This window comes from Streptomyces sp. 184, assembly GCF_045781775.1.
In the GTDB taxonomy this organism is placed as follows: domain Bacteria; phylum Actinomycetota; class Actinomycetes; order Streptomycetales; family Streptomycetaceae; genus Streptomyces.
The window spans coordinates 7451989-7464518 of the sequence record NZ_CP123230.1 but is presented as its reverse complement, the minus strand read 5'-3'; the positions used below and the strand labels follow the sequence as shown (position 1 = coordinate 7464518).

Below are 12530 nucleotides of genomic sequence, written 5' to 3'. Positions count from 1 at the left end.
CGTGACGTCCCTATGTCGGGGTCCGCGCGTCGCATAAATGCGTCGGACGGCCCCGCCGGGCCGGCGCCATACAGAGCTCATCCAGAGGGGCAGAGGGAACGGCCCGTAGAAGCCCCGGCAACCCTCCGTCCGGTACTCGCGACGCTGCGAGGCCCCGGACGGTGATGGTGCCAATTCCGTCCTGCGGCGAGACGCGTCGCGGGGAAGATGAGGAGAGAGGGCCTCGCCAGTATGGCTGTAGACACAGCTCCCACCCCGGCCGTCGTAGACGGCGCCCCCGACCTGGGTCCCGCCGTCGCGCTGTCGTGCCGGGAGTGCGGGGAGCGGGTGCCGCTGGGGCCGGTGTTCGCGTGCCAGTCCTGTTTCGGGCCGCTGGAGGCGGCGTACGAGCTGCCCGGCGGCGACGCCGGGTCCGCGGCCCGGCTGCGGGAGCGCATCGAGGCGGGACCGCGGAGCATCTGGCGGTACGCGCCGCTGCTGCCCGTCCCCGCCGACGTGGCGTCCAAGCCCAATCTGAACCCCGGCTTCACCCGGCTGCACCGCGCCGACCGGCTCGCCGCCGAGCTGGGCGTGACCGGTGAGCTGCACGTGAAGGACGACTCCGGCAACCCCACGCACTCGTTCAAGGACCGGGTGGTGGCCATCGCCGTCGAGGCGGCCCGCGCCTTCGGCTTCACCACGCTGTCCTGCTCGTCCACCGGCAACCTGGCCGGCGCCGTCGGCGCCGCCGCCGCGCGGGCCGGGCTGCGGTCGTGCGTGTTCATCCCGTACGACCTGGAGCACGCGAAGGTCGTCATGGCCTCGGTGTACGGCGGCGACGTCGTCGGCATCGAGGGCACGTACGACGACGTGAACCGTTTCTGCTCCGAGCTGATCGGCGATCCGATCGGCGAGGGCTGGGGCTTCACGAACGTCAACCTGCGCCCGTACTACGCGGAGGGCTCCAAGACCCTCGCGTACGAGATCTGCGAGCAGCTCGGCTGGCGGCTCCCGGACAACATCGTCATCCCGGTGGCGTCCGGCTCCCAGCTCACGAAGATCGACAAGGCGCTGAAGGAGCTGATCGCGACGGGCCTGGTCGAGGAGCGCCCGTACAAGATCTTCGGCGCCCAGGCGGCGGGCTGCTCGCCGGTCTCGCGGGCCTTCAAGGACGGCCACGACGTGGTACGCCCGGTCCGGCCCGACACCATCGCCAAGTCCCTCGCCATCGGCAACCCGGCCGACGGACCGTACGTGCTGGACATCGCCCGCCGCACCGGCGGTGCGGTGGAGGACGTCACGGACGCCGAGGTCGTGGACGCGGTCAAGCTGCTGGCCCGCACCGAGGGCGTCTTCGCGGAGACGGCGGGCGGCGTGACCTTCGGCGTGCTGGCGAAGCTCGTCGCGGACGGCCGGATCGACCCGGCCGAGACCACCGTCGCGATCAACACCGGCGACGGTCTGAAGACCCTCGACGCGGTCGCCCCCACCACGGGGCCGAGCGCGATCATTCGTCCCACACTCGACTCCTTCCGAGAGGCCGGCCTCGCATCATGAGCGTGAACGTCCGAATTCCGACCATCCTCCGTACGTATACCGACGGGCGGGCAGAGGTGAGCGCCGAGGGCGCGACCCTGGCGGAGGTGATCGAAGACCTGGAGAAGAACCACCGCGGAATCGCCGGCCGGGTGCTAGACGATCAAGGCAAGCTGCGTCGCTTCGTGAACGTCTACGTGAACGACGACGACGTCCGCTTCGCCGATGGCCTGCGGACTCCCACCCCCGAGGGGGCCGGCATCTCGATCATTCCGGCGGTCGCCGGAGGCTGCTGAACCCCGCTGTCGTGTGTGCGGCCCCACTGATCCGGAGTGGGGCCGTTCGCATGTCCGGACACGCGATAGGGTTGGGGCGTTCCCCCCTCGTGGCCCATGCTCCGCGCATATGAGAACGCGACAAGTTCCCCGCAAATGCGGAGAGTTAATTGTCGTGATGGTGAGTTATGCCCTGCCCGAGTTGTCGGGGAATGGCGGAAATTGATTGGAAAAATACCGATCGAGTGTCCGCAGAATTCTCGTCCGATTGACCTGTTGCACTGGGCATCTGTGCGGATACATTCAGCCGCGGTCGACGCGTTCCGGCGCACGCCCCCCGGCGTGTATCCGGGGGTGAGGTCTGACCCGGGTCCGCGGAGTGCGGTCCTGTGTAGGGCCGGCAATAGGGGAGTTTGGAATGGCTCAGGGCACCGTCAAGTGGTTCAACGCGGAGAAGGGGTACGGCTTCATCGCGGTCGACGGTGGTGCGGATGTCTTCGTCCACTACAGCGCGATTCAGATGGACGGATACCGCACCCTCGAGGAAGGCCAGCGGGTCGAGTTCGAGATCTCGCAGGGTCAGAAGGGGCCGCAGGCAGACATGGTCCGCGTCAGCGGCTGAGCGCCGGGCATCGACCACGGACGACTCGCGACGGGCCCGCACCCCCGGGGTGCGGGCCCTCTGCTGTCCGCCGCCGTGTTCCGCCGCCGCTGTCCGCAGCCCTCCCGCCGCCGTCCGACACCCTCCGCCGCCGCCCGCCGCCGTCCTCCTCCTGATACGGGGGGCCGCGGTCCGGTTCCGCTCTGCGCATGAGAAGCCCCTACCCGCTTGCACTCGCAGGGGGCGAGTGCTAATCATTGGCGTTAGCACTCTCCCAGTGAGAGTGACAGCACGGGACCGGTTCGGTGAGGTCCGCAGGCCGGGTGGGAGGGAACCACGCGGGTCGCGGACCGTCCGTCGCGGGCGCCAGCGCGGTCCGGACACAGTCGACCCCCCTGTCCGGGAGGACTCAACACAATGGCCAAGACCATCGCGTTCGACGAGGAGGCGCGGCGCGGCCTTGAGCGCGGCATGAACCAGCTCGCCGACGCCGTCCGCGTCACCCTCGGCCCCAAGGGCCGGAACGTCGTCCTCGAGAAGAAGTGGGGCGCCCCCACGATCACGAACGACGGTGTCTCCATCGCCAAGGAGATCGAGCTGGAGGACCCGTACGAGAAGATCGGCGCCGAGCTGGTCAAGGAGGTCGCGAAGAAGACGGACGACGTCGCCGGTGACGGCACGACGACCGCGACCGTCCTGGCCCAGGCGCTGGTCAAGGAGGGCCTCCGGAACGTGGCCGCCGGCGCCAACCCGATGGCGCTGAAGCGCGGCATCGAGAAGGCCACCGAGGCCGTCTCCGCCGCCCTGCTGGAGCAGGCCAAGGACGTGGAGACCAAGGAGCAGATCGCCTCCACCGCCTCCATCTCCGCCGGCGACACCCAGATCGGCGAGCTGATCGCCGAGGCCATGGACAAGGTCGGCAAGGAAGGCGTCATCACCGTCGAGGAGTCGCAGACCTTCGGCCTTGAGCTTGAGCTCACCGAGGGCATGCGCTTCGACAAGGGCTACATCTCCGCCTACTTCGCCACCGACATGGAGCGCATGGAGGCGGAGCTGGAGGACCCCTACATCCTCATCGCCAACTCCAAGATCAGCGCGGTCAAGGACCTGCTGCCGCTCCTGGAGAAGGTCATGCAGTCGGGCAAGCCGCTGCTGATCATCGCCGAGGACGTCGAGGGCGAGGCCCTGTCCACCCTCGTGGTGAACAAGATCCGCGGCACCTTCAAGTCCGTCGCCGTCAAGGCCCCGGGCTTCGGCGACCGCCGCAAGGCCATGCTCGGTGACATCGCCATCCTCACCGGTGGCCAGGTCATCTCCGAGGAGGTCGGCCTCAAGCTGGAGAGCGCCACCCTCGACCTGCTGGGCCGCGCCCGCAAGGTCGTCATCACCAAGGACGAGACCACCATCGTCGACGGTGCCGGCGACAGCGAGCAGGTCCAGGGCCGGGTCAACCAGATCCGCGCCGAGATCGACGCCAGCGACTCCGACTACGACCGCGAGAAGCTCCAGGAGCGGCTTGCCAAGCTGGCCGGCGGCGTGGCCGTCATCAAGGCCGGTGCCGCGACCGAGGTCGAGCTGAAGGAGCGCAAGCACCGCATCGAGGACGCCGTGCGCAACGCGAAGGCGGCCGTCGAGGAGGGCATCGTCGCCGGTGGCGGCGTGGCCCTGCTCCAGGCCGGCCACGTCTTCGAGAAGCTGGAGCTCCAGGGCGACGAGGCCACCGGCGCCGCCGCGGTGAAGCTGGCCCTGGAGGCCCCGCTGAAGCAGATCGCGGTCAACGCCGGCCTTGAGGGCGGCGTCGTGGTGGAGAAGGTGCGCAACCTGACCGCCGGTCACGGGCTCAACGCCGCCAGCGGTGAGTACGTCGACATGATCGCCGAGGGCATCCTCGACCCGGCCAAGGTGACCCGCTCCGCGCTTCAGAACGCGGCGTCGATCGCGGGCCTGTTCCTCACCACCGAGGCCGTCGTCGCCGACAAGCCGGAGAAGGAGAAGGCCGCGGCCGGGGGCGGTATGCCCGGCGGCGACATGGACTTCTGATCCGGGATCGCCGAGTCCGTACGTCCGCGGCGTCAGCGACGTCCGGGGACGGACAGCGGACGGACTGACGAACCGAGGGCGGTACCCCGCAGGGGGTGCCGCCCTCGGGCGCGTCGGGGCGCATTCGACCGCGGTTGCGGCGGTCCCGGCGGTCGCAGCGGTCCTGACGGTCCCGGCGGTCAGCTCACGTCGGTCGCGGACTTCAGGGCGACGCGCAGATGGCCGTGCGAGGCGTCGAGCAGCCGCTCCGCCGTACTGCCGTCCACGCCGCCCAGGATGGTGAGGATCGCGCTCTTCACCTCTCCGTGGGTCTCGGTGAGGGCGGCCTCCACCTCCTCGTCGCCCGCGCCCGTCGCCAGCGCGACGATGCGCCGCGAGCGGGCCTGGAGCTTCTCGTTGGAGGCGCGCACGTCCACCATCAGGTTCCCGTACGTCTTGCCCAGCCGGATCATCGTGATCGTCGACAGCATGTTGAGCACGAGCTTCTGCGCCGTGCCGGCCTTCAGCCGCGTCGACCCCGCGATCAGCTCGGGGCCCACGACGACCTCGATGCCGTGGTGCGCCGCCGCGCACAGCGCCGAACCGGCGTTGCAGGACAGCCCGATGGTCAGCGCCCCCCGGCCGCGCGCGAACGCCACGCCGCCGACCGCGTACGGCGTGCGGCCCGAGGCGGAGATGCCGACGACCGTGTCGTCGGGCCCCAGGTCAGCCGCCTCCAGGTCGGCCGCGGCCAGCTCCTTGCTGTCCTCCGCGCCCTCCGTGGAGGTGCGGATCGCCTTGTCCCCGCCGGCGATCATGCCGACGACCTGTGCCGGGTCGGTGTTGAACGTCGGCGGACACTCGCTGGCGTCCAGCACCCCGAGTCTGCCCGCGGTGCCGGCGCCCAGATAGAACAGCCGGCCGCCGCGGGACATGCGCTCGGCGGTGGCGTCGATGGCGGCGGCGATCTGCGGCAACTGCGAGGCGACCGCGCCCGGTACCCCGCTGTCCTCCTCGTTCATGATTCTGGCGATGTCCAGGCTGGAGAGGCGGTCGATCTCCGCCAGCTCGGGGCGGAACGCCTCGGTGGTCAGGTTTTCCAGCTCCCGGCGGATTTCGGCTGAGGGAGAGGGCATGTCGGAGCGGCTCTTTCCATGCGGTGCGTGGCGCGCGGTGGGCGGTGCGCGCACGCGGAGGTGGGTCGGTCACGGCGGCTTGCGTGGTGCAGAAGCGGTGCCTGGTGCGTAAGTGGTGCGTGGTGCATGAGCGGTGCTTCGTGCGTGAGCGGTACGTGACGCATGGGCGGTGCTTGGTGCGGGTGGCGCAGGTGCAGGTGGCGCGGGTGGTGCATCCGGCGGCCCGGAGCCGTCCGGCGCGCCCGACACGTCCGGTACATCCGAACTGTCCGTCGACTCCGGCGCGTCCGGTGCCATGGGCGGGGGCCGCGCCTGCGTGGAGGGCGGGTCGCCGGGGCATCGGTCGTCGTCGGTGTCGCCGGGCGGCGTCAGGACCTCGGGCGCAGCGGGCTGTGCCGGTGGGCCAGCGCCTCGTACGAGGCGGCGAGCGCCGGGGCGGCACGCTCGTACGTCCGCTGGGCCACGCCTATGAACAGGCAGTCCACGACCAGCAGTTGGCCCGTCCTGCTGGACATGGCCGCCGGCCGCAGCTCGCTCTCGCGACCCGTGGACGTGGTGAGTATGTGATCGGCGTACGAGGCGACGGGGCCGTCCGGGCGGCCGGTGATGGCCACCGTCGTCGCCCCGTGGTCGAACGCGACCCGCAGCGGCTCTATGACGTCGACCGTGCGACCCGAGTGCGTGATCGCGATGGCCACGTCACCCGCGCGCAGTTGGACGGCGTTGGTCACGGCCAGGTGCGGGTCGGGCGAGGCGTGCGCCACGACGCCGATCCGCAGCAGCTTCTGGACCAGGTCCTGCCCCACGAGGTTGGAGGCGCCGATCCCGTACACATCGATGCGCCGGGCCGCGGCCATGGCGGCGACCGCCGCTTCCAACTGCGCGGGGTCGAGCCCGGCCGCGGTGTCCGCGAGGGCCTGCTGCTCGTCCCGCGCGAGCTTGGCGATGACGTCGGCCGTCGAATCGTCCACCGCTATGTCCGCGGTGACCGCCGGCGCCCGCCCGGCCTCCTGCTGCGCCGCCGCGGCGGCCAGGGCCAGCCGGAGGTCGCGATACCCGGGATAGCCGAGCAGCCGCGCCGTCCGCACGACGGTGGCCTCCGACGTGCCGGTGCGCTCCGCGAGGCCGGTGACGGTGAGCGCGGCACAGCCGGCCGGATCCCCGGCGACGGCCTCGGCGACGCGCTGCATGGAGCGCGTCATGGACGGCGCGACCGTGCGCACCTTGGCCGCCAGAGCGGCCGGCGCGGGCGGCGCGGGCCCGGTCGGGGAGTCGGGAGTGAAAGTTTCCTTCACGCTGTAGCTCACACACGAAAGATATTTTCGCGACGGAGGGGGAGTCAACCCCCCGCGACGGCCCTGTGGAAAACCCCGGAGGAGGCCGGGCCGCCCTCGCCCGGTCGGCCGCCGGCCCCCGGCCGCGGAGGCCGATTGCGGGAGAATGGACCCATGGAGCACCAAGGGCTGGAGCAGGCGCTGCACCGCGCCCGTGCGCTGATCCTCGCCGACCTCAGCGCCGCCGACGTGGCGGAACCGGACGTCGTGACCTTCGTCGAGGACTCCGTGGCGCACCGCCGGTGGTGGGTCGAGCAGTGGCCGGAGGGCGTGGCGTACCTCGACGGCCTGGTGGCCCAGGACGTCCAGGACGCGCTCCTGGAGAAGTACGGCAGATGGCCGCTGTGCCCCGTCTGCCACGACGCCGACTCCGCGGGCCCGCACGCGCTGGACATCGAACCGGAACTGGGCCCGGACCCGCGGTGGGTGTGCGGCAGGACGGGCGCGGTGGTCGCCCGGGTCGGCGCCCTGGGGCCTGGCGGTGCGCGATGACCATCTACGTGGACCCGCCGACCTGGCCCGGTCACGGGCGGATGTGGTCGCACCTGGTGAGCGACGAGTCGTACGAGGAACTGCACGCGTTCGCGGAGTCGATGGGCGTACCGCGGAGGGCGTTCGACCGGGACCACTACGACATCCCGTCCACGCGGTACGAGGACGCGGTGAGCCGCGGGGCGGTGGCGGTGGGGTCGAAGGAGTTGTTGCGGCGGCTGGTGGCGGGGGGTCTGCGGCGGCCGGGGAGGAGGACGGGGGCGGGGTGAGCGGTCATCCCCGCGTGGGCGGGGAGTGCGCGTCCAGTTCGTGTACGACTGGCAGGACGCGGGACCATCCCCGCATGTGCGGGGAGTGCGCGGCATCGGTCACGAACGCCTCGAACTCGTCGGGACCATCCCCGCACCCGCGGGGCGCACCCTTTTCCACCTGTGGGTTTTCCCCGTACCGTGGCGGTCGTAGGAATGTTCCCCTCCCGCCTTGGTGTTTGACTCGTCATGTCCCCGACCGCCCCCCGGGCCGGAGCCCGCCTCCCCGTCGCCGTGTACGTCCTCGGCGTCGCCGTCTTCGCCCTCGGGACGTCGGAGTTCATGCTCTCCGGCCTCCTCCCCGAGATAGCCGACGACCTCGACGTCTCCATACCCCGCGCCGGGCTCCTCATCTCCGCGTTCGCCGTCGGCATGGTCGTCGGCGCCCCGACCCTCGCCGCCGCCACCCTCCGCCTCCCCCGCCGTACCACCCTCGTCGGGCTGCTGATCGTCTTCGGCGCGGGTCACATCGTGGGGGCCGTCTCGACCTCCTACGGTGTCCTCTTCGCCACCCGCATCGTGAGTGCCCTCGCCTGTGCCGGGTTCTGGGCCGTGGGTGCCGCCGTCGCCATCGCCACCGTCCCCACGGGGGCCCGCGCGCGGGCCATGGCGATCATGGTCGGCGGGCTGAGCGTCGCGAACGTCGCCGGGGTGCCCGGCGGGGCGCTGCTCGGGCAGCACTTCGGCTGGCGGTCCGCGTTCTGGGCCGTGACGCTGATGACCGCCGTCGCGCTCGTCGGGGTGGTGGCGCTCGTACCCGGTGGCACGCCCGACGACGCCGAGCCGCCGCGCCTGCGGCAGGAGTTGCGCATCTACCGGGACAGCCAGGTGTGGCTGGCCATGGCGACGATCGCGCTCTTCGCCGGCGCCACGTTCTCCTTCTTCTCCTACCTCGCCCCGCTGCTCACCGACGTCGCCGGCCTCGGCGACGGCTGGGTGCCGACCGTGCTCGCGCTCTTCGGCGCCGGCGCGTTCCTCGGCACGCTGGTCGGCGGGCGGATGGCGGACCGGTACCGGTTCGGCACCATGTACGTCGGGCTCTCCGCGACCGCCGCCGTGCTGGTCGCGTGCGCGCTGCTCGCCGAGTACCCGGTGGCGATCGTGACCCTGTCCATCCTGCTCGGCGCCACGGCCTTCACCACCGCGCCCGCCCTCAACGCCCGGATCTTCGATGTCGCCGGCGCCGCGCAGGGACTCGCCGGCGCGACGGCCACGTCCTCGTTCAACATCGGCAACACCGTGGGCCCGTGGCTCGGCGGCCTCGTCATCAGCGCCGGTCTCGGGTACGCGGCCACCGCGTGGACCGGCGCCGTGCTGGCGGTGGGCGCGGTGGCGATGACGGTGGTCGCCGGCCGGTCGGCGGCACGTCGTACGAGGCTGGTGGCGCGCGGCGAACCCGCCGCCGAGGGCGCGGTGAAGGCGGCGGGAACGGCGGGATAGGCGCGGCTGCGAACGCGGTGTACGACCGCCTGGACCCGTACCTGACGCACGCCTTCGACCGGCTGGACAGCGGCGGCCGGCAGGCCGTCATCGACGCCGTGGCCGACACGTTCGCCCGCGCGGACCTCTCCGACGACGCCCTCCTCGCCGCCGACGCCCAGCCGGCCGAGCTGGTCCGCCGCATCACCGCCTCCGTGCGCCCGCCCACCGGCCTCGGCGAGACGGAGACGCGGCTGTACGAGACGCTGTTCGCGGAGTGCGTCGCGTACTGCGTACGCATCGTGCGCAGCCTGCCCGTCTTCGAGGAGCGCGCCGCCGCCGAGCTGCTGGCGCGTACGGCCACGCTGGGCGCCGAGGTGGCGCGGATCCTGGAACGCCTGCCGGACCGCTCGCTGTTCGCGCCGGACGGCTCGGACCTCGACACCCACTTCCGGCGTACGTACATGGAGCTGGTCAGCCGGGAGCTCGACGAGGTCGAGCTGTTCCGCGGCACGTCCGACAAGGCGACCCCGCAGCGCGTCAGGCTGTCGGTCGCGTACGTCAGCCTGCGCACGACCGGCGACGACGCCCGGCCCCGCCGCGCCACCCGCCGGGCCGTACCGCAGCTCAGGCCCGACATGAGCAACTGGGAGGAAAGCGGGCACGAAGCCGCCGGCCTGCGCGTCGAGGCGGCGCTGAGCGGCGCGCCCCGCGTACTGCTGCGCGGCGAGGCGGGCTCCGGCAAGACGACGCTGCTGCGCTGGCTGGCGATCACGGCCGCGCGCGGGGGCTTCACGGACGAACTCGCCGAGTGGAACGGCCTCACGCCGGTCTTCGTCAAGCTCCGCGACTACAGCGGCCGCAGGCCCCCGAACCCGGAGGCGATGCTCGACGGGGTCGCGGGTCCCATCACCGGGGTCATGCCGCGGGGGTGGGTGGAGCGCCAACTCGCCGCGGGCAACGCGCTGCTCCTGATCCAACACAGAAGCTGTTCCCGGCGAAGCGGAAGACGGATCCGCCCGCCCTGGCGGCGGTGGGGCCGACCCTGCTGCGGTGGCTGCCGCCGTCACTTGAGGATCTGTCCGAGCCGGCCGCGGCGCACACGGTACGGACCGCGGCGCTGATCGGGGGCGAGAAGGCCCTCGACCTGCTGGCGGGCTACGTGGGCGACGAGCGCTTGGAAGTCGTCAACGAACTCATCAAGGCGTGGAACTACTTCGACGCGGACGCCTACGCCGACCGCGTCCTGTGCCGGTTGCCGCTGGCCGGAAACCTGGTGGCGATCAATCACCCCGGTCAGATGCGGGCGGCGGCCCGACTTCGCGAGCTGACGGGCGCCTACGTGCGCTATCCCCTGCGCGGGCCCAAGGCTCTGGCCGACCTCCCGCCCCTGCGGGTGCTGTGGGTGGACGAGGTGTCCGAAGCGGCGGACCGGTCCGTTCTCAGCGGCCATCCCGACCTGATGGATCTCACGCTGAGCGTCACCAAGGCGCTGCGCGGTGGGGCTGCTCTCGCGGATCTCATCCGGCTGCGCTGGCTGACGACCCGGCTCCCCGAGGACCTGGACCTGAGCACACTGCGGGACTGCCGGGATCTGGCGGATATCAGTCTCTCCGGTGTGGCGGAAAAGGATCTCAGTCCGCTGACGACCTTCGCCGGCCTGCGGTATGTGGACCTGTCTGGGAGCGGCCGGGAGACGCTCCGGGGCTTCGACGACCTGAGGGAGATGCACGGTCTGAGGTTCCTGCGGCTCGAAGGTGTCGACATTGACCCGTGGCTCAGGAGGGTGAGGAATCTTCCGTCCACGCTGACAGACGTGTATCTGGCGAACTGCGTGGTGCCGCCCGACCCCGAGGTCTTCCTGCGGTTCCCCAACCTCAAACTGCTGGCTGTCGATGCGTGCCGTACCTCCGACGGCACGCCCGTCGCCGCCCCGTACATCCCGGGGACGGACGTCCGCATCGGCTGATGTCCCTACCCGCCCAGCAGCTCCAGCTCCGTCCCCACGTTGTGCCGCGCCGCCGCCTCCCAGCGCGCGTACCCCGTCTCCGTACGGAACAGCCGCGGCAGCTCCAGCAGTTGCCGTAGCACCGCCGCCCGCCCCTCCCGGAACGCGTCGTCCGGCACGAAGCCGTACTCCTCCCGCACCGCCGCCGCGTACGCCGCGTACGCCGCCGGCGGGCCCGCCAGTACCGCGAGGTCCGCGTCGCACAGCACCTCGCCGTTGCGGTCGCCGGCCTCCGGGTCGTGGGTCACCGTGAGCCGTACGAGCCGCGCCACCTCCGCGACGCGCTCGTCCCCAACCCCCGCCTCCGCCAGGGCGACTTGCGCGAGACGCGCACTGCGCTCCTCGTTCTCGCTCCGCTCCGGCCGGTAGACGGCGTCGTGGAACCAGGCCGCCAGGCGGACGGCGTCGGGGTCGTCGGCGTGGTGGGCCAGCTCGTCGGCCCGGTCGAGGACGGCCGCCAGATGCGCCACGGTGTGGTAGCGCCGCTGCGGCTCACCCCACCGTTCCAGCAGGTTCTTCCCGTACGGTACGGGGTCGGGGGGCGCGGCGCCGGACCGGCAGCGGGTGAGGAGGGCCGTCCAGCGGTCGAGCAGACCGGGGCCGGCGGGCTCGGGCGCGGATGTTGCAGCCTGGTTATCTCCGGGGGCGGGCATGGTCACCATTCTGCGCGATGTGGCAGGCTGTGCTTCATGTCTAGACCAATGCTGCTTGAGGTCATCGCCCTGAACGCCGCCGACGCCGCCGCCGCGGAGGCGGGCGGCGCCGACCGTCTGGAGTTGGTCACGGACATGGCCGCCGACGGGCTCACCCCGACGCGCGAGACGGTCGCCGCCGTGCGGGCCGCGGTGGAGATCCCCGTGCGCGTCATGCTCCGCGCGGAGGACGGTTTCGCGGCGGGGGACGTGGAGGCGCTGGCGGCGCGGGCGCGGGTGCTGCGCGCGGAGGGGGCGGAGGAGTTCGTCCTCGGGTTCCTGGACGAGGCGGGCGGGCCGGACCTGGCGGCGGTCGGGCGGTTGCTGGAGGAGGTGGGGGACGGGTGCCGGTGGACGTTCCACCGGGCGATCGACCGGGCGGCGGACCGGGACAAGCTGCGCAAGCAGCTCGCGGGCCTGCCGGGGCTGGACACGTACCTGACGGCGGGCTCTGCGCGCGGCGTCGCGGACGGCCTGGCGGTGCTGGTCGCGGAGGCGGCCCGCGCGACCGCCGGCCAGCCCGGCTACGAGGCCCGCATCATGGCCGGCGGCGGCCTCACCACCGCCCACGTCCCCCGCCTCCGCGCGGCGGGCCTGGACGCCTTCCACGTCGGCGGCGCGGTCCGCCCGGCGGGCTGGTCGGGCCCGGTGTCGCCGGAGTCGGTCGCGGAGTGGCGCAGGCTGCTGGACACGTAACCGGGCGGCGGTGTCCTCGGCACGCGCGCGCTGGC

Annotated in this window: 13 protein-coding genes and 1 riboswitch; of the genes, 10 read left to right on the top strand and 3 right to left on the bottom strand. The window is 72.1% G+C overall.

Annotated elements, in window-relative coordinates; genetic code table 11:
* Positions 1 to 74: 74 nt before the first annotated feature.
* Positions 75 to 214, top strand: a riboswitch (SAM riboswitch).
* A 17-nt stretch (positions 215 to 231) separates the two neighbouring features.
* From thrC to groL, 4 genes are all read left to right on the top strand, one after another.
* Positions 232 to 1536 carry a threonine synthase gene (gene thrC, locus QBL21_RS31735; RefSeq protein ID WP_407565666.1) on the top strand — a complete coding sequence of 435 codons (1305 nt, stop codon included), beginning with the start codon at positions 232 to 234 and terminating at the stop codon, positions 1534 to 1536.
* Positions 1533 to 1811, top strand: coding sequence for a MoaD/ThiS family protein (locus tag QBL21_RS31730; protein WP_407565665.1), 279 nt, complete (start codon positions 1533 to 1535; stop codon positions 1809 to 1811). Before thrC ends, QBL21_RS31730 begins: the two co-directional genes overlap by 4 nt.
* Positions 1812 to 2208: 397 nt before the next feature.
* Complete coding sequence (locus QBL21_RS31725) at positions 2209 to 2412, top strand: cold-shock protein (RefSeq protein WP_018839739.1); 204 nt, start codon at positions 2209 to 2211, stop codon at positions 2410 to 2412.
* A 396-nt stretch (positions 2413 to 2808) separates the two neighbouring features.
* Positions 2809 to 4431: a chaperonin GroEL gene (gene groL / locus QBL21_RS31720; protein WP_407565664.1), complete on the top strand. Its 1623-nt coding sequence runs from the start codon at positions 2809 to 2811 to the stop codon at positions 4429 to 4431.
* Between the two features lie 179 nt (positions 4432 to 4610).
* Here groL and murQ read toward each other — a convergent pair whose 3' ends face one another.
* Together murQ and QBL21_RS31710 are read right to left on the bottom strand one after the other, a co-directional pair.
* Positions 4611 to 5546, bottom strand: coding sequence for an N-acetylmuramic acid 6-phosphate etherase (gene murQ, locus QBL21_RS31715; RefSeq protein ID WP_407565663.1), 936 nt, complete (start codon positions 5544 to 5546; stop codon positions 4611 to 4613).
* A 368-nt stretch (positions 5547 to 5914) separates the two neighbouring features.
* The gene (locus tag QBL21_RS31710; RefSeq protein WP_407566635.1) at positions 5915 to 6841 is read right to left on the bottom strand and encodes a MurR/RpiR family transcriptional regulator; all 927 of its coding nucleotides are present in this window, start codon (positions 6839 to 6841) and stop codon (positions 5915 to 5917) included.
* Positions 6842 to 6994: 153 nt separating this feature from the next.
* Here QBL21_RS31710 and QBL21_RS31705 point away from each other — a divergent pair, with 153 nt between their 5' ends.
* The 5 genes from QBL21_RS31705 (at position 6995) to QBL21_RS31685 (ending at position 11068) form a co-directional block, all read left to right on the top strand.
* Positions 6995 to 7372, top strand: coding sequence for a hypothetical protein (locus QBL21_RS31705; protein ID WP_407565662.1), 378 nt, complete (start codon positions 6995 to 6997; stop codon positions 7370 to 7372).
* On the top strand, positions 7369 to 7641 hold the full coding sequence (locus QBL21_RS31700) for a DUF4031 domain-containing protein (RefSeq protein WP_407565661.1): 273 nt from the start codon (positions 7369 to 7371) through the stop codon (positions 7639 to 7641). Before QBL21_RS31705 ends, QBL21_RS31700 begins: the two co-directional genes overlap by 4 nt.
* Before the next feature lie 228 nt (positions 7642 to 7869).
* Positions 7870 to 9120 carry a Cmx/CmrA family chloramphenicol efflux MFS transporter gene (locus QBL21_RS31695; RefSeq protein ID WP_407565660.1) on the top strand — a complete coding sequence of 417 codons (1251 nt, stop codon included), beginning with the start codon at positions 7870 to 7872 and terminating at the stop codon, positions 9118 to 9120.
* Between the two features lie 17 nt (positions 9121 to 9137).
* Positions 9138 to 10223: an NACHT domain-containing protein gene (locus tag QBL21_RS31690; RefSeq protein WP_407565659.1), complete on the top strand. Its 1086-nt coding sequence runs from the start codon at positions 9138 to 9140 to the stop codon at positions 10221 to 10223.
* A complete protein-coding gene (locus tag QBL21_RS31685; protein WP_407565658.1) occupies positions 10133 to 11068 on the top strand; it encodes a hypothetical protein in 936 nt (311 codons plus the stop codon). The genes QBL21_RS31690 and QBL21_RS31685 overlap by 91 nt, the downstream gene beginning before the upstream one ends.
* Positions 11069 to 11073: 5 nt before the next feature.
* Here the strand turns inward: QBL21_RS31685 and QBL21_RS31680 are convergent, their stop codons facing one another.
* A complete protein-coding gene (locus QBL21_RS31680) occupies positions 11074 to 11769 on the bottom strand; it encodes a hypothetical protein (RefSeq protein ID WP_407565657.1) in 696 nt (231 codons plus the stop codon).
* Positions 11770 to 11796: 27 nt separating this feature from the next.
* On the opposite strand from QBL21_RS31680, the gene QBL21_RS31675 reads away from it, so the two are divergent.
* Positions 11797 to 12495, top strand: coding sequence for a copper homeostasis protein CutC (locus QBL21_RS31675; RefSeq protein WP_407565656.1), 699 nt, complete (start codon positions 11797 to 11799; stop codon positions 12493 to 12495).
* Positions 12496 to 12530: the final 35 nt, after the last annotated feature.